Annotated in this window: 13 protein-coding genes; 1 reads left to right on the top strand and 12 read right to left on the bottom strand. The window is 58.8% G+C overall.

Translation table 11 applies throughout. From position 1 onward, the window contains the following. Nucleotides 1–49 precede the first annotated feature (49 nt). The 4 genes from GGD66_RS20900 to GGD66_RS20885 are packed head-to-tail and all read right to left on the bottom strand — an operon-like array spanning nucleotide 50 to nucleotide 4,332. A complete protein-coding gene (locus GGD66_RS20900) occupies nucleotides 50–1,114 on the bottom strand; it encodes a Gfo/Idh/MocA family protein (protein WP_049814775.1) in 1,065 nt (354 codons plus the stop codon). A 40-nt stretch (nucleotides 1,115–1,154) separates the two neighbouring features. Then, nucleotides 1,155–2,417: a UDP-N-acetyl-D-mannosamine dehydrogenase gene (gene wecC, locus GGD66_RS20895; RefSeq protein ID WP_092261941.1), complete on the bottom strand. Its 1,263-nt coding sequence runs from the start codon at nucleotides 2,415–2,417 to the stop codon at nucleotides 1,155–1,157. After that, nucleotides 2,410–3,534: a non-hydrolyzing UDP-N-acetylglucosamine 2-epimerase gene (gene wecB, locus GGD66_RS20890; protein WP_018316130.1), complete on the bottom strand. Its 1,125-nt coding sequence runs from the start codon at nucleotides 3,532–3,534 to the stop codon at nucleotides 2,410–2,412. Before wecB ends, wecC begins: the two co-directional genes overlap by 8 nt. A gap of 3 nt (nucleotides 3,535–3,537) precedes the next feature. Beyond that, nucleotides 3,538–4,332 (bottom strand): WecB/TagA/CpsF family glycosyltransferase, encoded by a 795-nt coding sequence (locus GGD66_RS20885; protein WP_183258856.1) that lies wholly within the window; start codon nucleotides 4,330–4,332, stop codon nucleotides 3,538–3,540. A 192-nt stretch (nucleotides 4,333–4,524) separates the two neighbouring features. On the opposite strand from GGD66_RS20885, the gene GGD66_RS20880 reads away from it, so the two are divergent. Continuing rightward, nucleotides 4,525–5,412, top strand: coding sequence for a glycosyltransferase family 2 protein (locus tag GGD66_RS20880; protein ID WP_183258855.1), 888 nt, complete (start codon nucleotides 4,525–4,527; stop codon nucleotides 5,410–5,412). 15 nt (nucleotides 5,413–5,427) lie between these two features. Here the strand turns inward: GGD66_RS20880 and GGD66_RS20875 are convergent, their stop codons facing one another. The 8 genes from GGD66_RS20875 to rfbB form a co-directional block, all read right to left on the bottom strand. Next, nucleotides 5,428–6,606 (bottom strand): hypothetical protein, encoded by a 1,179-nt coding sequence (locus tag GGD66_RS20875; protein ID WP_246788934.1) that lies wholly within the window; start codon nucleotides 6,604–6,606, stop codon nucleotides 5,428–5,430. Nucleotides 6,607–6,624: 18 nt separating this feature from the next. Continuing rightward, the gene (locus GGD66_RS20870) at nucleotides 6,625–7,941 is read right to left on the bottom strand and encodes an HlyD family type I secretion periplasmic adaptor subunit (RefSeq protein ID WP_183258854.1); all 1,317 of its coding nucleotides are present in this window, start codon (nucleotides 7,939–7,941) and stop codon (nucleotides 6,625–6,627) included. A 104-nt stretch (nucleotides 7,942–8,045) separates the two neighbouring features. Then, the gene (locus GGD66_RS20865) at nucleotides 8,046–10,259 is read right to left on the bottom strand and encodes a peptidase domain-containing ABC transporter (RefSeq protein ID WP_246788933.1); all 2,214 of its coding nucleotides are present in this window, start codon (nucleotides 10,257–10,259) and stop codon (nucleotides 8,046–8,048) included. Next, nucleotides 10,237–10,554 (bottom strand): hypothetical protein, encoded by a 318-nt coding sequence (locus GGD66_RS20860; RefSeq protein ID WP_183258853.1) that lies wholly within the window; start codon nucleotides 10,552–10,554, stop codon nucleotides 10,237–10,239. The genes GGD66_RS20865 and GGD66_RS20860 overlap by 23 nt, the downstream gene beginning before the upstream one ends. A 10-nt stretch (nucleotides 10,555–10,564) precedes the next feature. Next, nucleotides 10,565–17,470, bottom strand: coding sequence for a DUF4082 domain-containing protein (locus GGD66_RS20855; protein WP_246788932.1), 6,906 nt, complete (start codon nucleotides 17,468–17,470; stop codon nucleotides 10,565–10,567). Nucleotides 17,471–17,583: 113 nt separating this feature from the next. After that, nucleotides 17,584–18,471: a glucose-1-phosphate thymidylyltransferase RfbA gene (gene rfbA / locus GGD66_RS20850; protein WP_183258852.1), complete on the bottom strand. Its 888-nt coding sequence runs from the start codon at nucleotides 18,469–18,471 to the stop codon at nucleotides 17,584–17,586. Further along, the gene (gene rfbD / locus GGD66_RS20845) at nucleotides 18,380–19,369 is read right to left on the bottom strand and encodes a dTDP-4-dehydrorhamnose reductase (protein ID WP_183258851.1); all 990 of its coding nucleotides are present in this window, start codon (nucleotides 19,367–19,369) and stop codon (nucleotides 18,380–18,382) included. Before rfbD ends, rfbA begins: the two co-directional genes overlap by 92 nt. Before the next feature lie 7 nt (nucleotides 19,370–19,376). Next, nucleotides 19,377–20,435, bottom strand: a complete 1,059-nt coding sequence (gene rfbB, locus GGD66_RS20840) for a dTDP-glucose 4,6-dehydratase (RefSeq protein WP_092261960.1) — start codon at nucleotides 20,433–20,435, stop codon at nucleotides 19,377–19,379. Between the last annotated feature and the right edge of the window lie 9 nt (nucleotides 20,436–20,444).

Genomic DNA, 20,444 nt, shown 5'->3' with positions numbered 1-20,444 from the left:
GGCTCCCGACGCCGGGCTTAGCTGGCGAACAACCACGACCAACCGCCAACTAAGCCGTGGCCCGAGCCCGCTCCGCTTTCACGCTCGGCAATTGCCGAATCGCGACTGGCTTGCCCTGTTCCGTGATCGATCGCGAAGCCGCTTCAAGCACCTCGATTACTCGCAGCCCAGACATGCCGCTGGAAATCGGCTGCCCGCCGTTGCGCGCGCAGTCGATGAAATGCTCAACCTCGGTCTGCAGCGCCTCCCTAGGCGAGATATGCGGAGCCCACATGTCGCCGGCGCGATATCCGATTCGAAATTGATGTGCACTCTCGGGGGGCCTATCGAGAGTAATTCCCTTGTCATAGACCTTGATCTTTTCGGTCGGCTCGAGATCGTCATAGACGATCATCTTTTTGCTGCCGCCAATGAACGTCTGGCGTACCTTGACAGGCGAGAGCCAGTTAACGCTCACGTGGGCCACACACGCGTTGGCGAAGAACAATGTGATGTGAGCCATGTTTTCGGGCGAACCGACAACATGGCACGACCCCGTCGCCGAAACCGCGACCGGCTCCTCATCGAGGATATGATGGATGATCGAGATGTCGTGCACCGCCAAGTCCCAGATCACATTTACGTCTTTCTGAAACAGCCCGAGGCTCGCGCGTGTGCTATCGTAGTAGTATACGTCTCCCAGCTCTCTCTTCAGCACGAGCTCACGAATCTTCTGAACCGCCGGCGTGTAGAGAAAGGTGTGATCGACCATCAGTGTCAATCCGCGCCGATCCGCCTCGTCGATCAGGCGCATCACCTGCTCTGAGCTCGGCGCAAGGGGCTTCTCGACCAACACGTGCTTGCCAGCCCGCAACGCCGCAATCGCCAGTTCGTAGTGCGTGTGCACCGGGGTAGCGATAGCAATTGCATCAATCGAGGCGTCCTTCAGCAGATCGTCATAGTGCGTGGTCGTTGCTACCGCGGGGTAAAGCTGCGCTATAAGCCCAAGCCTGCCCGGATCGAGGTCGCTCACGCTGACAACGCGGGCGGCAGGATTGGCTGAGAAATTTCGAACGAGATTGGGACCCCAATAGCCGTATCCCACGACCCCGATTCCAAGCTGGCTATCTCGCATGCTAACCTCGATCCATTCGGGGGTTACGGCCTTATGCCTCTTACGTCCGCGCTGGCATATCCTGCCATATGCCGCGCGTATCGATGACATCGAGATGCCGTCGCTCTGACAACGGCACCATTTTGAACTCATCGTGATCGACGAGTAGAATCGCGATTTCGCAACTGCGTAGAGCTTCCTCTATATTGACCAATGCGACATGGTAGTCGGCCAACTGAGGCGGTAGACGGCGCAGGTTCGGCTCGACGACCTTGATCCGTTCTCCGTACTTTGCCGCTAGATGCGTGGCTATCTCCATGGCCGGACTCTCGCGCAAGTCGTCGACATTGGCCTTGAAGGTCAATCCACAACAGGCGATGTTTGCATAAGGATGATCGTCGATCAGCGCGTCAGTACGCTCGATGATCTTCTGCGTTTTGGCGTTGTTGACTTCCCGGCTTGTTCGCATCACGCGCGCTAGATCCGGCGCCGAGTCGATGATGAACCAGGGATCGACCGCAATACAGTGCCCACCCACTCCCGGTCCCGGCCGCAAAACGTTTACGCGAGGATGGCGGTTGGCGATGTCGATCACCTCCCAGACATTGATGTCGAACCTCTCGCAGATCAACGACAGTTCGTTCGCAAATGCTATGTTGGTATCTCGGAAGGCGTTTTCCGTCAGCTTGACCAGCTCGGCTGCCCGCGCCGTAGTACCGACGCAAGCGCCGCGAACGAACATCTTGTAGAAGCGCTGAGCACGCCGCGTGCACGTCGGCGTAATTCCTCCAATGCACCGGTCGTTGTTGATAAGCTCGGTCAGGATCCGTCCCGGCAGCACGCGCTCTGGACAGTAGGCTACGTAGATCGCTCCGTCCTCCTTGCCGTTGACACCTATATGCAGGTCCGGCCTGCGTTCAATAATCCGCTTCGCCATGGCCTCGGTGGTTCCGATCGGCGATGTCGATTCGAGGATCACGAGATTGCCTGGAGCAAGGATATCCACGATATTGTCGACTGCGGCATTCACACTTGACAGGTCTGGACGGCTTTCGCGGTCGATCGGCGTCGGTACTGCGATGATAAAAACGTCGGCTGGCTGCGGCTTGCTGGACGTTGTGAGCGCACCGCTCGACACGACTTTGGAGACAAGTCCATCGAGATCGGGCTCGGCGATGTGAATCTTGCCCGATGCCACCGTATCGACGATACGTTCGTTGGTATCGATACCGAGCACCTGCATCCCTCGGCTCGCAATCAGCGCCGCGGTCGGCAGCCCGATATAACCAAGTCCAACGACATTGATCTTTTGGAATTCAGGCATCGAGAAGAACCTTCACGATACGGTCGCTTGCGTGCCCGTCACCAAACGGGTTATGCGAACGAGCCATGGCAGCATACGTCTCGTCATCGTCGAGCAGACGAAATGTCTCCGCAACGATTCGCTCGTAGTTCGCCCCGACGAGGCGCGCGGTTCCCGCTTCCACTCCTTCGGGACGCTCGGTCGTTTCTCGCATCACCAGGACTGGCTTGCCGAAAGTGGGGGCCTCCTCCTGGACACCTCCCGAATCCGTCAAGACCAAATATGATAACGAGAGCAGGCTCACGAAATCCGTATATTCCTGAGGGGAAATGAGAACGACCCGCGGATGATCCGAGAATCGAGACGCAAACAGGTCCCGGACATTCGGATTCGGATGTACCGGGAGAACCACGGCAACGTCCTCCCGTTGCAGAATGGTCTCCAACGCGTTCACGATGTTGACGACGCCGCCGCCGAAGTTTTCCCTGCGATGGCAGGTCACCAGGATGATGCGGCGATTGCCGTGGCGCTTTTTTATGCCGTCCCAGCGGCACGAGAGTCCTGGATCGGATTCGACCATGGCTTTCGCGAGGATGAGAGCGTCCACCACCGTGTTTCCGGTAACGTGAATGCGGTCACCGGAGACGTTCTCGGAACGCAAGGCTCGGGCCGCGCGCTCTGTTGGGGCAAAATGTTGATCGGCGATCGAGCCGACGATCTTGCGGTTCACCTCCTCGGGCCACGGTGCGAAGATGTCGCCGCTGCGCAGTCCGGCCTCGACGTGTGAGACCGGTATACGGTGATAGTAGGATGCCAATGCACCAGTCATGGCAGTTGCCGTGTCGCCCTGAACAATGACCCTGGTGGGCTTCACCTTTTCGAGAAGGTCGCCGATTTGTCCGAGCAACCGAGAAGTCAAGTGATCCAGCGTCTGATTTGTCGTCATGACGTTCAGATCGAAATCCGGGACCACTTTGGCCAACTTGAGGACTTGATCAAGCAGCTCTCGATGCTGTGCAGTCGCACAGATCGTTACTGAGATGTCCTTGCGCCGCTCAGCCTTCAGCCGGTTGATGACCGGAAAGAGCTTGATTGCTTCAGGCCGGGTTCCCAGAAGAATGAAGAAATGCTTGCGCACGCCTCACCCTCCGATCCGGCTCGGACCCGGCGGAAGGGCTCCGGGCGCACCAAGGGGGTGTCGAAGCCCCTGCCTGATGAGAGCTTGTGCCAGGACGCCCGCAAACAGCGCGTTTGTCTTGGCGTATCGCCACCACATCCGCCCGGGCTCCTGATAGATGCGATATACCCACTCGAGGCCCAGCTTCTGAAGCCGTACGGGCGCGCGCCGAACGGTACCTGCCAGGACATCGAATGCACCACCCACCCCCATGATAAAGGGCACGCCGAGATCATCGCGATGGGCGGCGAGGAAACGCTCCTTCCTGGGCGTCGGCATGCCGATGAAAAGACAATCGGCCGCGCTGGACTGGATGTCCCGGACGACGTCATTCTCCTGCTCGCGTTTGAAGTAGCCGTCGTGCCAGCCCGCAAAGACAAGTGAGGGATGCCTCTCGCGTGCGACTTGCAAAGCCCGATCCAGAACGGCGGAAGTGGCTCCCAAGAAATAGGGCTTAAAGCCTTCCTGGGCACATACCGCGAGCAACTCGGCAAGGAGATCTACGCCCGCCACCCGCGATGTTGCTGGAAGCCCCAGTGCTCGAGCGCCCCAAAGAATGCCCATGCCATCGATGCCGACAACATCGCTGTTGGCAACATCGGCCGCGAGTACGGGGTCAGATTGCATATTGACGAATTTGGCGACGTTCAGCGCCACATGTTGCAGCCGCTGGCGGCTGCGCATGGCTCTGTGCGCCAGCTCGACGGTTTCCGCCATCGTCAGCAGGTCGATCGGGCACCCCAGGAATGCTGCACGCATTGGAACCTATCTCCCAGAAAGATCGACCATATTTAAGTTGGCATTTAAGATTATTATTGAGATAATACGCGGACGCCATTTAATTGCAAGTTTTAAATCGCCCGAATTTGCTATGCGATGCGGAAAAACGAGGGCGCCCCAGCTACGAGTGAGACAGCAGATCTAACGGGAATTAAATGAAGGATTTAACCGATGATCTCGGTCGTTATTCCCCACCTCAACCAGCCTGACGCACTGGAAGCCTGTTTACGCAGCCTGGACGCACAGACCCTGAACCGGCGCTCGTTCGAGGTCATCGTGGTAGATAACGGCTCGGCAACGCCGCCAGCGGACGTCGTTGCCGGTCATCCTGGCGTACGGCTGCAGCACGAACGGCAACCAGGTCCCGGCCCTGCGCGAAATGCAGGCGTCGCCGCTGCCAAAGGCGAGATCCTCGCCTTCATCGATGCCGATTGCAGGGCCCATCAGGATTGGCTTAGCAACGTGATGAAATGGTCTTGCTTGTCGCCGGCTGGCACTGTCCTCGGGGGCGACGTTCGTATTTGGCGGCCGGAGAATGCGAGGCTTGATGCCATTGCGGCTTATGAGAGCGTCTTCGCTTATCGCTTCAAGCTCTATATCGAGCGCCACGGTTATTCCGGCACTGGCAATATGGCGGTGTTTCGCCACGACTTCGATCGCGTCGGCCCTTTCGCTGGCATTGATGTAGCCGAGGATATGGAATGGGGCGAACGTGCGCTGCGCGCCGGACTTCGATTTCGGTATACCCCTGAAATGATCGTCTTCCATCCGGCCCGAGGCTCTCTCCAGGAGCTCTACGCCAAATGGGATCGACACATTGCGCATTACCGCAACATGGCGGAAGGTAAACCTGTTTGGCAATTGCGCTGGCTCGCGCAAGCGTTGCTCGTCTTCGCATCTCTCGCGCCAAACGCCGTGACTGTGCTAACCAGCGACCGTCTACATGGTAGCGGCGTCCGCCTCAAAGCAATTGCCGTATTATGTGCCGTCCGGGCGCACCGCGCCATGACGATGCTTTCGCACCTACGGGGCCGGCGAGCAGTAGCTTGGAATCGTTAGTGCAACGGCAATTCTTCAGGCGCCGCCGAAGGCACAGTTGTTGGTCAGCTCCGGCAAGTCAGTACGCTGGCCGAATGACCACAGAATCCAGCCCAATTCGTAGCTACGGCACTCAAGCCGAACTTCCACGTCAGTGCCGTCGATCAGTCGGCCCCCGTTTCCGAGCCAGGCGTTCTTGATTGCGCGCAATACGCGCGGCGCCTTCGTTGTCAATTCGCCTTTGCGAACCTGCGAGCGGAGGGTCAGGCTCAGTTCAGGCACGAGCATGGCCCGGTCCAGCTGGTTCTGACCAAGTACCCAGTTGAACCCCTTGACCAGGGCGTCCCGCGATCCCCTCTGCCCAAAGCGCTCCGCCCATTCCAGCAGTGCCGGGGCCATTCCATACTGATGAACCGAGTAGACCTCATAGAAATCAAGGACGCGGCCGCTCATCGCGTCGAAAAACCAGGGCCATTCACCTTGTCGGCCTTGAAGCGCTATCAGATTGCGCACGCAAGTATCGGCCATGACAAGCGCGGACGCGTCTCCGGCGAATTCGCCATATTGATAGCAGGCGATCGAGAGATAGGTTTGCGTCGCAAATGACGAGAAGCGGCGGCGAAACCCGAACGGTGCATCGAAGAACAATCCCGATTCGCTGTGGAAGCGTTCCTTCAGGAAACGAAAAAGCGGCCCGGCGTAGCGCCACCACTCGTTCTCGCCTGCCCTCGCCTGAGCCACGACTCCCGTGAGCAGCATGCCAATATCCTGCGCACGAAAGCTCTTCCACCTGGACTCATCGGCGAGAATGGCCGTCAGCTCGCGTTTGACCGGCTCGGGCGTTTCGAGGCCGAGCTCGGCGGCGCTCCACAGCGCCATACCGAAGGCGTACTTGCGCATCGGAAGCCTCGTGAGTAGCGAAGCGTTGCGGCTGAATATTTCGGGCAGATCTAGACCACTCGGAATTCCAGCGACGCGCGACAACCCAAGTAAGACATTGAGCGTATAGAATACGTCGCTGTTCGGTATCGACTCGTTTGGCGAAGGACGTCCATCGAGATGGAAAATGTGCGACCACCGGCGATGTTCAGGTAACCAACAGCGTTCCAGCCCATTGAGCGCATAGTTCACCAGCGGTGAATTGTGCGAGAGCTTACTCGAAGCCGTGGGCACCAGGAGCTTCACCCCAAAATTTGGACTAATGATCATGGTCATTTACCATCCCTAGCCGGGTCAATATTCCCGGATGCTCTCATCCAATCCGCGCAGCAATGGATAGAGGAAATAGGAAATCACGGTGCGCTTGCCGACTTTCAGTTCGGCCGTCACCGCCATCCCCGGAATCAGTTGAATACGCTCAGGAGGAAGCCGAAGGTGCGTGTCCGACAAATCGACCAGTACGCGGTAATAGGGAGCTGGCGCACGGCGCGCACCTTCGGCCTTCGTATCCGGCGAGAACGTGTCCTGACTGATGACGCGGACTTCTCCCGTCGCAGTTCCATACTTTTGAAAAGGAAACGCTTCGAACTTGATCCGAACCGCTTGTCCAAGCGCCACCTGACCGATATCCCGCCCCTCGACGTTGACCTCCGCCTGAAGAGGCACGTCACGCGGAACAAGGACAAACAGCGTTTCCGCTTCGCGAACCACCGAGCCGACTGTCCGGTTCGCGATATCCAGCACCACGGCATCTGCCGGCGCCTGCAGGACGATCAACTGTCGACGAAGCTCGGCCTTCTTCAATTCCTCTGCTGCGCCGTTACGCTTCGGCACCGTCTCCACCAATTCCTGATAAGTGGTACGACGAAACTCCTCGGCGAAGACCTTCTGGTCGGCGCGGGCCTTGTCCAGCCGATGCGTCGTGTCGGCGATACTGCCACGAACACGCGCCAAATTGCTCTCGACCTCGAGCCGTGCATCGCGAGACAATAGGAAGTTCAGCCTCGAACCGACTTCCTTGTCCATCAGTGTGGTGCGCATGGCTTCAATTGAACGCATCGTGTCGAGACGCTGAAGGAGAACCGCCTCTTCGTTCTGTGCTGTCTTGAGATTGGCCTGAGCGGAAGCGATCTGCGCGTCGTAATTCTGGATCTGCGCTTCGTAAGCGGCCCTCCTCTGCAAGAACAACTTGCCCTGCAGGATCTGGTCCGCGTTCGCGAGCTCCTTGACGGCGTACTCGGCTCCATTCAATTCGGCGCCCAGCCGATCGATCGAGGCATCGAAACCGGCCACTCTGCCGCGCAATTGATCGAAATCCGCTTGCGAGAACGTCGGATCGAGGGTCGCCAGAACGTCGCCGCGGTTCACGCGGTCACCGGCCTTGACGTGGATCTCGCGTATGACCGACGTTTCTAGCGGTTGCACGACTAGGTTGGGACGTGTCGTGGTCAATTTTCCCTGCGCCGTGACGATCATCTCCACTTGCGAAACGGATGCCCAGGTGACCGCAAAGGCAATCAGTGCAAGTACGGCGTAGAGGGTGAGCCGCGCGAGCCGCGGAGGCGCTTGCTGCTCAACTTCGGTTGCATCGGACTGGAATTCGGCGATCACGGGTGCTTGCCTGGGCCCTGGCCTGAACCTTCGCCGTCGCTCGATCGTTCTGGCCGAAACCAGACCGTCCGGCTTTGCATCCGCCCGTGATTGTCTTGTCTCCTTCATGCGATCTGCTTCATCTGTTGGTTCCACAAAAGCCTGTAGATGGTGCATTTCGACAGGAGATGGTCGTGGCGATCCACGTCCACGATACGGCCGCGGTCCATCACCAGAATCTGGCTCGCTTCGGTTAGCATCGACAGCCGATGCGAGACGATGATGACGGTACGCCCAGCCGCCAAACGGCGCAGATTGCGCCTGATGATCATTTCGCTTTCGGAGTCGAGGGCACTCGTCGCCTCATCCAAAATCAAGATCCGTGGATTGACGATCAGAGCTCTCGCAATCGCGAGCCGCTGCTTCTGTCCGCCGGACAGGTTGGAGGCGTCTTCCTCAAGCATGGTGTCGAAGCCTCGGGGCAACCGCTCGATGAACTCGTCCGCACCTGCGAGCTGCGCCGCAGCGACCACCTCGGCAAAGGTCGCATCGCGTTTCGCGCACGCTATATTGTCGCGAACCGTCCCGCGAAACAGGAAATTATCCTGCAAGACGATTCCGAGGTTTCGGCGCAGGTGGGCCAGGTCGAGCTCCCTCGAGTCATATCCGTCGACGCGCAGCAGCCCCTGCTGCACCGGATACATGCCGGAAATCAGCCTTGTGAGCGTCGTCTTGCCGGAGCCGCTGCGGCCCACGATTCCGAAGATCGAACCTGGCACGATGGTGAAGGAGACGTCATCAAGCGCCGGCGCTCCCTCAGCTCCGTAGCGAAAGGAAACACCCTCGAACTCGATTTTGCCGACGAGGTCGGGCCGAAGCCCATCTTTCCTACCATCACGCTCAGGCTTCTGATTCATCACCTCGCCAAGCATTTTCACGGCAAGAGCCACTTCCTGGTACTCGTGCACCATTGTCACGAGCTGGACCAGCGGTCCGGAGACCCTCCCGGCTAACATGTTGAAAGCGACCAGCGCGCCGATTGTCATTTCCCCGGCGAAGACATCGAGTGCGCCGACAGCGATAATGCCAAGCGTCATGATCTTCTCGAGCAAGCCGGTGAGCGCCTGAGCACCTGCGGAGATTTTCTCGACGCCGAATCGCATGGCCACGGACTGCGCACAGCGGCTATCCCAGATCCGGCTCTGCACTGGTTCCATCCCAAGCGACTTCACCGTGCGCATACCGTGAACTGTTTCGACGAGAAGAGCCTGCCGCGCACCTTCCGCCTGGTAGAGATCGTACAGACGCCGCCGGAAAGGACCCATGAGCAGGCCGACAACAGCGCCGCTCGCGGCAGTGAAGGCCAGAACCATGAGCGTCAGCTTGACGCTGTAGAGTGCAAGTACCGGCAGGAAGACAAATAGCGAGAGCGCGTCGAGGGTCGTTAAGAATAGTCGCCCAGTCAGAAACTCACGGATTCGCGCCGCTTGTTGCATGTGCTTGACGAGGATCCCAGCTGCCATGTGTTCAAAGAAGGTGACCGGCAGCCCGAGGAGATGACCGAAGGTCTTCGTGGCAACTCGAATGTCGACCTTGTTGGTCGCATAAAGCAGCAAGTAGCGCCGCAAAAAGCCGAATATCGCATCAAAGACGAGCGCTACGCTCGCACCGCAAGCGAGTACGTAGAGCGTGGTGAAGCTCTCGTGAACCAGAACCTTGTCGATCACGAGCTGGAAAAAGATCGGGATGATGAGGCCCAACGCATAGAGCAGGACCGCGGCAATCGCGACGTCCCTAAAGAGTCGCCATTGACGAAGTAGCTCCGGTACGAACCACCGGAGGCCGAAACTCCTCCGACCATCCTGCGCAAACTGCTCGCGCTTGATCAGGATCGTGTCGCCGGCCCATTGGGCACAGAATCGGTCCCGGTCGACAACCAGGACCTCGTGCTTGCGGTCCGCGAGCGGGTCGAAGATGCTGACGACCTCCGCTCCCTCAGCTCCCCGCCCCGCATCAAGAACCACGATCCAGTTGCCATTGGTGAGTCGAGCCAGCGCCGGATAGGCTTCGCCGAGACGAATCAGCGAGCCCCAATCCAGTTTCGTGCCTCTCGCGCGTAGGCCAGCATCCTTCGCCATCTGCAATAGGAGATTCAACGAAAGCGGGCCGGCCACGGCGTAAGCGTGCTTCAAGCGCTCGACCGGCAGATCGATGCCATGATGACCGCAAATCTTGGACAGGCATTCCAACGCCGTTTGCGTTGCCAATCCGGGGGCATCCGCAACCTGCTCCTTCACGCCGCCAGCGTCGTCAATTTCAGCGGAAGTTTGATGAGACATTCAAAGGCCGTGTGTTGGACGCGAGCGCATCACGTGAACCCGAGGCACTATTGTGCGACTCGGCTGGATTCCGCCGGACCACGCCGGCGTCAACCAGGCCCTGAAGCGCCTTCTGCATCACATCGACCGAATTGGCGAAGGATTCGACCGAAAAGATCAACCGCTGAGAAAACACTCGTTTGGGGACATTGTTTGCGTCACGCTCCGTCGGTGAAAGACTGACCAGATCGACGCGGACGATGGTGCCACTGACGGTGATTTCTTCAATTCCGTCGGTATAAAGTTCGGCGTGCATTTTACGTCTCCTATGCTGCCAGCTGCGGCCTAAAAACTACGTCAACGCCATAGCTCGTCGCGTTGTAGGTGTTGGTCGGAAACAGGCTATCTGTCCCGTACGCAAACACGCCGTTGCCGCCGATTGATGCGGAGGATGGCGCTGATAGAGGTCCGTTGGTAATTGCGTTGGCGAGCAGGCCTGGATCGGCCGCGTAATTGCCGGCAGTGTGATAGGAGGCAACGTATGTAGTGCCCGGCATGATAGTCACAGGCGTGGCGAAATTGACCTGCTGCCAGCCGTTCGCCGTTTCATTGGTGAAGGTCGCAGTTGCCAGCAAAGACCCGGTGCCGCTCCAAAGATCCGCAACGTGGATGCCCGTGTTGGAAGGCCCCTTGTAAAAGCGAAGTCCGATGATATCGCCTGGGCTGGAGGTCTGAAATTTGATGCCCAATTCTACCGACTTTGGATCATTGGCCGCCACAATGCTGGGCTCCTGACTTGCGCTGAACAGGCGCACAGTTGTCGAAGACGCAGCGGTCACATTGAGAGCGACGGATGCACTGGCGATGCCGCCCTGGCCATCGGAGATGCTATAGTTGAAGGAAGCCGGTCCCGTATAGCCAGTCGTCGGAGTGAAGGTCACGCTGTTGCTTTGGACGTTGAAGCTGGCGGTGCCATTCACACCGTTGCTCGCGCCTGTGATCGTGAGCGTATCGCCGTCGGCATCGGTATCGTTGGCAAGAAGAGCCGAACTAGGGATCCCGAAGGGGACGTTCTGCGTGGCGTAGAAGCCGCTGTCGTTCGCAGCGACCGGTGACTGGTTGGCGCCACCACTCGAGCTTTTGAACAGGACATCAACCCAGTAGTTGGTTGCGTTATAGGTACTGGTCGGGAGCAGATTGGCTGTTCCGTAGGTGTAGACGCCATTGGTATTCGCAGGGGCTGTGAGCGGGCCGTTGGTGCGAGCGGTCGTGAAGTAGTTGGGACTGGAAGCATAATGGCCGTTGCTGTGGAAGCTCGCGACGTAGGTGGTGCCCGCCGCAATGGTCACGGGATTGCTGAACGTGACGGACTGCCAGCCGCTGCTGCTCTCGTTGGTGAAAATTGCGGTTGCCAGCAGCGTGCCGGTGCTGCTCCACAACGAACCCGTATGGGTGCCGAGGTCATTTGCGCTCTTGTAGTATTTGATGCCGGAAATCGTGCCTGCCACGGACGACGAGAAGTTCACTCCGAGGTTGACTTGGGAGGTGTCCGAACCCGACCCCACCGCCGGGGCATCGGAGCTCGAGAACAGGCTCACCGTCGAAGGAACTGCCGACACTGCGATATCGAATGTCTCACTGCTGGTGAGACTACCGAGATCGGTCGCAGAGACCTTGACGCTGAGCGTGCCGACGTCAACTGACGTTGGCATGCCGCTAAAACTTCGGCTCGACGCGTTGAACGTAAGCCAGGCTGGAAGCGGCGAGCCGTCAGCGGCGGTTGCGGTATAGGTGAGCGAGTCGCCGGCATCGACATCGGTGAAGGTGCCGGCGGGCAACGTCAGTGAGAACGCCGAGCCAACGGTCACGGCCTGGTTGGCGGTCTGGATCGCCAGTACCGGCGCGTCGTTGGCGCCATGAATGGTGACAGTAAGTGTGCTCGACGATGCAACGCCCGCGGCGTCCCGCATCGTATAACTGAAGACATCGGTCAGCGTATTGGTCGATTGCCGCAAGGCTTGCACGGCCGTATCGTTTTCGTTCACCGTGTAGGTGAAAGCACCCGAGGCGCCGAGCAAGAGGGCGCCGTGCGCGCCTGCGATAGCTGAATTGACAGTCCCGTTGGTCGAGCCGAAGCTGACAGCCGTGACGGTCTTTGTGTCACCGGAATCGGGATCGGTATCGTTGGTCAGCACGTTGCCGACGGCGGACGAACCGCCAGTGCTGTTGCCCGTGCCGCCTTTCTCGGTGGCGTTCGTGGTGTCAGCAACCGCGGTTGGCGGGTTATTGTTGTCGGCGGAGGAGCCGTTGAAGACGACATCGACCCAGTAGTTGGAGGATCTGAAGGTACTCGTCGGGAACGCGCTTCCCGATCCATAGCTATAGACGCCGTTGGCGCCAGCAGGAGCGGTTAACTGGCCGTTGGTGAGCGACGTCGCGAAATAGTTCTGAGTACCGGAATAATTACCATTGGTGTGATAGGACGCGACGTAGGTCGTGCCTGCCGTGATGGCGACCGGATTGGCGAAATTGACTTGCTGCCACCCGCTGGGTGTCTCGTTCGTGAAGGTGGCAGTTGCAAGCAGGGTTCCGGTCGAACTCCAGAGATCCGCAATGTGGGAGCCCGTATTCAACGATCCTTTGTAGAATCGCAGGCCGGTTATTGTCCCGTTCACGGATGCGGTAAACTTGACTCCGACTTCGACGGGACTGGTATCGCCGGAATTGGCGACGTTCGGCGCATCATTGGTGCCGAACAGGCTCTGCGCGGAGGCCGGATAGTTGACCTTGAGCGACACCTGACCGGATCCGCTTTGGCCGCTCGTGTCCGTGATCGTGTAGGTGAAACTTGCCGCCCCGGCATAGCCATTGGCGGGGGTAAAGGTCACGGTCTGGTTCTGCGAGTTGTAGCTTACGCTTCCATTGGCCGGGTTGCCGACGCTGGTAAGCGAGAAGGCCAGCCCGGACGGGTTGGTGTCGTTCGCTAGCAGCGTCGATGCCGGAATGCTCAGCACGCCATTTTGGCTAACGGTGAAGCCGCCGTCGGCGTTTGCTTGCGGCACGCTGGCAGCGGAGGAGCCGTTGAAGACGACATCGACCCAGTAGTTGGAGGATTTGAAGGTACTCGTCGGGAACGCGGTTCCGGATCCATAGCTATAGACGCCATTGGCGCCAGCCGGAGCGGTTAACTGGCCGTTGGTGAGCGACGTCGCGAAATAGTTCTGAGTACCGGAATAATTACCATTGGTGTGATAGGACGCGACGTAAGTGGTGCCTGCCGTGATGGCGACAGGATTGGAGAAATTGACCTGCTGCCATCCGCTGGGTGTCTCGTTCGTGAAGGTGGCAGTCGCAAGCAGGGTTCCGGTCGAACTCCAGAGATCCGCAATGTGGGAGCCCGTATTCAACGACCCTTTGTAGAAGCGCAGCCCTGTTATTGTCCCGTTCACGGATGCGGTAAACTTGACCCCGACTTCGATGGGGCTGGTATCACCGGAATTGGGGACGCTTGGCGCATCGCTGGTGCCGAACAGGCTCTGCGCAGAGAGCGGATAGTTGACCTTGAGCGACACCTGCCCGGACCCGGTTTGGCCGCTCGTGTCCGTGATCGTGTAGGTGAAACTCGCTGCCCCAGCATAGCCATTGGTGGGGGTAAAGGTCACGGTCTGGTTCTGCGAATTGTAGCTTACGCTTCCATTGGCCGGATTGCCGACGCTGGTAAGCGAGAAGGCCAGACCGGACGGGTTGGTGTCGTTCGCTAGCAGGGTCGATGCCGGAATGCTCAGCACGCCATTTTGGCCAACCGTGAAGCCGCTGTCGGCGTTGGCTTGCGGCGACGTCGTCCCTGAATCGGTGAAAACGACGTCGACCCAGTAATTCGCGGCCTTGACATAGGAGGTGTTGCCGGGGAAGACCGGGCCACTGCCATAGGCATAGACGCCGTTGAGGCTGCCACCGGGCGCGGTGAGCGCACCTTTCGTAAGGCCCCCATAATCGATGAAGTAGTAATCGGTTGAGGAATAGTGGCCAGTGTTCGTGTGATAGGAGGCAACATACGTGACGCCGGCCTGCACGTTGACGGGCGTCGCGAAATTAACCTGCTGCCAGCCGCTCGCGGTTTCGTTAGTGAAGGTGGCGCTCGCGAGCAGAGTGCCGTTTGAGGTCCAGAGATCACCAATGTGGGTGCCCGTATTCTGGGGCCCTTTGTAGAAACGGATACCGGTGATCTTGCCAGACGCGGTAGGGATGAACTTGACGCCAAGCTCAACTGAGTCGGAATCGCTGTTTGAGATCACCGCAGGCGTGTCGGTACTACTGAAGAGCGTCAGGTTGGATGACGGCGTGACCGTGTAGGTAACGCCCGCCCCCGGCGTTTCCAGGTTCAGGCTGTCGTCGATCGCCCTGGTTTTGAGACTATATGTCCCCTGACCGGTTGTGACGAACGTGTATGACCACGTCACGTTCGCCGCACCGACATTGCTGTTGGCCGGATGCCACGTTGTGCCACCATTCGTGGAGACTTCAACGCCGGCAATCTTTCCGCCAGCATCCGCGGCCGTCCCCGTCACTGTGATCGATTGCCCCTCCGCAACGCTCGCAGCTGAGAGATTGGTGATGCCAGAAGTCGGCGCCGTACCGTCTGTGGATTTGAACGCGGCCGCCAAGCTCGCTTGCAGCGTCGCTGGTTGAACCCCCATGTCGGCGAACAGGTTCACCATCGCCTGCTGTACATTGGGATCTACCGGAGTTGCCGGTCCGTCGTGGTCGCTAGCAAGCCCCCAAGACCAGTTGATTGAACCGGCCGAAAATATCAGTGCACCACTAATAGGATCTCGATGCAGGACAAGATTATGCGTCGCCGTGCCTGCACCGAAGGTGTTGCCATAATCAAGCAGATACTTTCCGTCCACCTGCACTGTTGAAGAGGATACATTGATCAATCCAGCTGGGCGAAATCCGTTATCCGGCGCGATGTCCCATTCAACGCCTAATAGGCCCGGCACGAGCGAGGCGGTCTGCCCGGATGACGTTTGCGCGACAGCTGTATTGCGCCAGAAGCGCAATTGGGTCATCGGGTACGGTATCGTGATCGTGTCATACCGGAACGCGTTGACAGCGAACAACGTACCAGTCAGGGAATTTGCGGGAAGAGCAGGGCCGAACCGCGGGTCGGCGAAATTGCCGGTCGCCTGCCCTGTTGGATCAATAAGGGCATTTGCGTGCGTGTCCTTGTAGCTAATCAGTGTGCGGTTGGCTGATCCGCTGCCGTCGATGCTGGGTGCCAACCTTGTTTTCCAAAAAATCTCGTTACCCACGAGAAACGCAAGGTTCACGCCAGCATGCGCCGCGGCCTCTACGTTGGCGCGCTGAGCTTCGGTCCAATACTCGTCATGCCCCGCATCCATGAACAATTTGTGATTAAGCAATAGCGAGCCGTTTGTCGCAGCATCGATTCCAGAGATGTAGGAGACATCGTACCCATTCTGCTCCAGCCAATAGATTGCCGCGATCTCCGCCGCGAACGGGGAGTCTCCTCCCTCGGCAAAGGTGCCGGTGCCATCACGCGTTACGAGGGGTCGATTGTAACTGACTGCGTAGGCTGATCCGTTGACGCCAGGACCGTTGCCGAAATACAGATTGGCCCCTCCCCAACCGTTGTAGGCTTGCCAGTCCTGATCGCTTGTCTGGAGCACGATGTCGCTGTGCGAAGCGTCATTTCTTATGATGAACGGGATCTGGAATATCTGGGTGCCGTTGACGACGTTGGCGATGTAGACGCCCGAGACTGCATCGGTCGGCACGCTCCAGGAGTCCGTCACGCTCCAGTTGCCGGCATCTACGAGGCCGGTCGACGAGTCACGTAGGGGGGCGGGCTGGACGACCGCGGCAGCGGCCTGATGCTGTAGGCTCGTAACCAGTCTGGCACCATTGCCACCGTAATAACCCAGCCGGTACACATCGACACGATAGTTCGGGTTGCCGGTTTGGTTGCTGATCTTGAATTGGACCGTTCCCCCAACATTGGTGCTGATTGCTGTTGTAAACCCTTGAGTCTGAGTCGAATTGTCTCCCGGCTGGATCTGCCAGACACTTTTCGGCGTACCCGGCTTCTGATTTTCCAGTACGATGGAGTTTGTGGGTGGATCAGAGACAAGGGTGCCCCCCTGCCCATCACTCTTGAAATTCCAATTCAGGTCCATCCCCGAGAACAGCAAAGTGGCACTTGCGGCACCGTTGCTAAAATCGACCGTGCTGATATTCGAACTGTTGTCATAGTGGACGGCTGCCGACATCGAGGATGTGAAGGGTAGATCTTTCAGGTCGATGAGGTTCCCCGGCGAAAGCGGCGCCCCAGGGGACGAACCTGCGATCAACCCGTGGAATTTGGCCGACTGATCGAGGACCAGCGTGCCAGCCTCCGTGCCGAACGACACGGTTATGCCGGAGAACGATCCATTCAAGAACTGCCCCGAAACCGAAGCTCCGATCTCCAGGATCGCCTTGTCTGCAATTTCGAAAGATCCCGTGCCTTTGACGTCGCCCTTAAAGTCCCCCGTAGCAATGCGATTGCCAAGGAACGCCCCAACTTCGACGGTCCCGTTGTTCAGTACATCGCCTTCGACGACAAAGGGCGACCCACCGATCGAAAGCGTCGCGCCTGCATCAACGACCAGGCTCCCGATATCAACACGGGCAGTGCTGGTGACGACATACGCTCCCGCCGCATCGAGGACCGCGGAGTCAATGATCCCTGGGACGCCGGCGCTCCAGTTCGTAGCGACATTCCAGACCCCGTCGCTCGAATTGGTCCAGTGTGTGGTGCTCGGGGTCGACACCGATGATGATGTCGGCGGCGTCCGCTCGTTTGCCACAGTTGGGATCGTCGGGGCCAAGCCCGGATGGCGGCTCGTCAAAGACGTCGAAGACAGCAGAGCAGACAATCGCGACTGGAAAGATGGGAAGAGACTGGGCAAGGCGCCGCGCAAGTCTGGCGGATCGCCCGAGCCGGCCCCAGACGACGCGCGGGCGAAATCGGCGACCCTAACCGGAAGCGGCAGACGCGAAGCCACGCTCGCTGAGGGATCAGCAAACAGTTGGCTCCAGAGGACGGATGGATCGGGGCCATCGAACGCATTCCAATACGCCGATTCTGGCCAAAAGGCGGGGGTAAGTTCCCCTGGCAAAATGGCCCGGGCTCCCCGACCAAAGACGCTCGCCTTTTGCACCAGCATGGCTAGACCGATTAATTAAACTAACCCTATCGATTTAATTCTATTTTAAATCGCCAGTCAATTCAATGCATATATCATTCAGGTGATTTACAATTATCGGCTTGGTAGAGCGGTCATTGCGAAGCGTAATGCGGCAGCCGAGTGATTTCGTTCAGATATTTGCCATAACCGCTCTTCTCCAGCGGCTGCGCGAGCGCGAGCACCTGATCACGATTGATGAAGCCGAGTCTGAAGGCGACCTCCTCGAGGCAAGCAATCTTCATTCCCTGCCGCTTTTCTAGGGTTTGCACGAACATCCCTGCATCGACGAGAGACTCGAACGTGCCGGTATCCAGCCAGGCAAACCCCCGTCCCATGCGCTCGACATGCAGCGCGTTGGCCGAGAGGTAGCGCATCTGAAGATCGGTAATCTCGAGCTCTCCGCGAGGCGATGGCTCGACGCGACGAGCGTAGCGGACAACCCGGTTGTCGAAAAAATAGAGCCCCGTAATTGCCCAGTTCGAAGGCGGTCGTTTGGGTTTCTCCTCGATCGATACAGGGCGGTCCGCCTCATCAAACGCGACCACGCCATATCGTTCTGGGTCTCGCACGTGATAAGCGAAAACCGTGGCGCCTTCCTCACGTCCCGCCGCCTTGGCAAGCAGTTCACTCAGGCCATCCCCGAAGAAGATATTGTCCCCAAGAACCATCGCTACACGATCGTTTCCGATGAAATCGGCACCAACGATGAAGGCGTCCGCGAGACCGGCGGGACGGGCTTGCTCGGCGTAGCTGAGCCGAATGCCCCATTGGCTCCCGTCGCCCAGCAACCGCTCGAACTGACACCGATCGGACGGCGTGGTAATAATCAGAATTTCGCGGACCCCTGCCAACATCAGCGTCGACAGGGGATAATAGATCATGGGCTTGTCATAGATCGGGAGCAACTGCTTGCTGACGACGCGCGTGATCGGATAGAGGCGCGTTCCGCTGCCGCCAGCCAGCACGATTCCCTTCAGCATTGGTTTCTCCTTCTCCCGCTAGCTGATCGAGACAGGCTTCGAGCGAATGGCGCCAGGGCGCCAGTCGAATCCCGAACACGCGTTCGGCCTTGGATGAGTCGAGGCGCGAGTTTCGAGGCCGACGCGCAGCGGTCGGAAACTCTTCCGTCGTGATCGCCTCGAGCGCCGGAATCCGCTCTCCGCGACGGGAGCGCGCGTCGAAGATCGCCTGCGCAAAGTCATACCAGTTCGTCTCGCCTCCGCCAGCAAGGTGAAAGATGCCGGCCGTCGCCCTGCGATCGTCCGTTACTGACCGTTCTGCGATCCGAAGCACGGCCTCCGCGAGGTCGAATGCACAGGTCGGATTTCCATGTTGGTCCCGAACAACCCTCACAATGGGCTGGCTCTCACATAGCCGCAGCATCGTTCGAACGAAGTTGCTGCCATAGGGAGAGTAAATCCACGAGCTCCTGATCACGGTCGCGAGCGGGTGCGCGGCCAAAACAGCAGCTTCGCCGGCGAGCTTCGAGGCACCGTAGACATTCAACGGCGCAGGAATGTCACTTTCGTCGTAGGCATCCGGTTTCGCACCGTCGAACACATAGTCGGTCGAGAGATGGATGAGTGGAATGTTCATCTGCCACGCGACATCTGCCAGCGCCGCCGCGCCATCGCGGTTGATGCTGAAGGCTTTCGCTGCTTCGGTTTCGGCCTGATCTACCGCGGTGTAGGCTGCCGTATTGATGATCGCAGCCGGCGCGACCGACGCGATGAGCTTGTCGATCCCCTCGCGGTCCTCCAGATCGAGCTCTCGACGCCCGAGGGCCACCACAGGCAGACCGCGCATTGCACCGAGATCAAGAAGACACCTTGCCAGCTGACCATTCCGTCCGGCAATGAGGATGGGGCGATCTGTCATCTTCACCTCAGTTTTGGGCAGCCAGGAGACCCAGACGCGTGCCGTCATAGACACCGCAGCGAGCACGCTCCCACCATGCGCGATTCTTGAGATACCATCCGACGGTTTCGGCCAAGCCCTCTTCAAAGGTTCTCGTCGGTCCCCAGCCAAGTTCGCGATGTGCCTTCGACGCGTCGATCGCATAGCGCGCATCGTGCCCCGGACGATCCGGCACGAACGTAACCAGAGATCGTCTCGCTCCCGCGCCCGGGGACAATCGATCCAGCACGTCGCAAATCTGGGTGACGACCTCCAAGTTGGATCGCTGGCTGTCTCCTCCAAGATTGTACTTCTCGCCCGGTTTCCCATCGTAGAGCAGTCTTATCAAGCCGGCGGCATGATCATCGACGTGAAGCCAGTCGCGAATATTTCTGCCGTCGCCATAGACTGGTAGAGGCTTCCGGTCGATCGCATTGAGGATTGTCAGCGGGATGAGCTTTTCCGGGAACTGGTACGGCCCGTAATTGTTCGAGCAATTCGATACGATGACCGGCAGACCGTAGGTTCGAAACCACGCGAGCGCGAGGTGATCCGAGGCGGCCTTGCTGGCCGAATACGGCGAACTCGGCCTGTACGGCGTGTCTTCGCGAAACAAGTCGTCGGGCCCTAGTGAACCGTAGACTTCGTCCGTCGATACATGGATGAAGCGGAATTTCTTGCGTCTCAGAAGCGGCAGGTGCTCATAGTAGGTCCTGGCGGCCTCCAACAGCGTGTAGGTGCCAACTATATTGGTGTTGACGAAGGCGTCGGGCCGGGTGATCGAACGGTCGACGTGGCTTTCTGCGGCCAGATGTATGACCGCATCCGGCTCGTAATCGGCGAATGCGAGATCCATAACCTCGCGATCGCAGATGTCGGACTGCAGGAACGCATAAGATTCCCGCGTCTCGATGCTCGCCAGCGCAACTGGGTTGGCTGCGTATGTCAACTTGTCGATGTTGATGACTGCGGCACCAGTCTGCAGCACCAGACGGCGACACACCGCAGAACCGATAAAGCCCGCTCCGCCGGTCACCAGGATACGCATTCTACTCGT

The organism is Bradyrhizobium sp. CIR48 (assembly GCF_014198315.1).
Taxonomy (GTDB): Bacteria; Pseudomonadota; Alphaproteobacteria; order Rhizobiales; family Xanthobacteraceae; genus Bradyrhizobium.
The sequence above is the reverse complement of the archived record's forward strand: the minus strand, read 5'-3'. Positions and strand labels throughout refer to the sequence as shown.

What these genes read in the sequence shown, in the direction of transcription:
- GGD66_RS20865 (WP_246788933.1), bottom strand. Translation starts at nt 10,259, where the DNA reads ATGTCTCATCAAACTTCCGCTGAAATTGACGACGCTGGCGGCGTGAAG.
- GGD66_RS20875 (WP_246788934.1), bottom strand. Translation starts at nt 6,606, where the DNA reads ATGACCATGATCATTAGTCCAAATTTTGGGGTGAAGCTCCTGGTGCCC.
- GGD66_RS20900 (WP_049814775.1), bottom strand. Translation starts at nt 1,114, where the DNA reads ATGCGAGATAGCCAGCTTGGAATCGGGGTCGTGGGATACGGCTATTGG.
- wecC (WP_092261941.1), bottom strand. Translation starts at nt 2,417, where the DNA reads ATGCCTGAATTCCAAAAGATCAATGTCGTTGGACTTGGTTATATCGGG.
- rfbA (WP_183258852.1), bottom strand. Translation starts at nt 18,471, where the DNA reads ATGCTGAAGGGAATCGTGCTGGCTGGCGGCAGCGGAACGCGCCTCTAT.
- rfbB (WP_092261960.1), bottom strand. Translation starts at nt 20,435, where the DNA reads ATGCGTATCCTGGTGACCGGCGGAGCGGGCTTTATCGGTTCTGCGGTG.
- rfbD (WP_183258851.1), bottom strand. Translation starts at nt 19,369, where the DNA reads ATGACAGATCGCCCCATCCTCATTGCCGGACGGAATGGTCAGCTGGCA.
- GGD66_RS20855 (WP_246788932.1), bottom strand. Translation starts at nt 17,470, where the DNA reads ATGCTGGTGCAAAAGGCGAGCGTCTTTGGTCGGGGAGCCCGGGCCATT.
- GGD66_RS20880 (WP_183258855.1), top strand. Translation starts at nt 4,525, where the DNA reads ATGATCTCGGTCGTTATTCCCCACCTCAACCAGCCTGACGCACTGGAA.
- GGD66_RS20860 (WP_183258853.1), bottom strand. Translation starts at nt 10,554, where the DNA reads ATGCACGCCGAACTTTATACCGACGGAATTGAAGAAATCACCGTCAGT.
- GGD66_RS20885 (WP_183258856.1), bottom strand. Translation starts at nt 4,332, where the DNA reads ATGCGTGCAGCATTCCTGGGGTGCCCGATCGACCTGCTGACGATGGCG.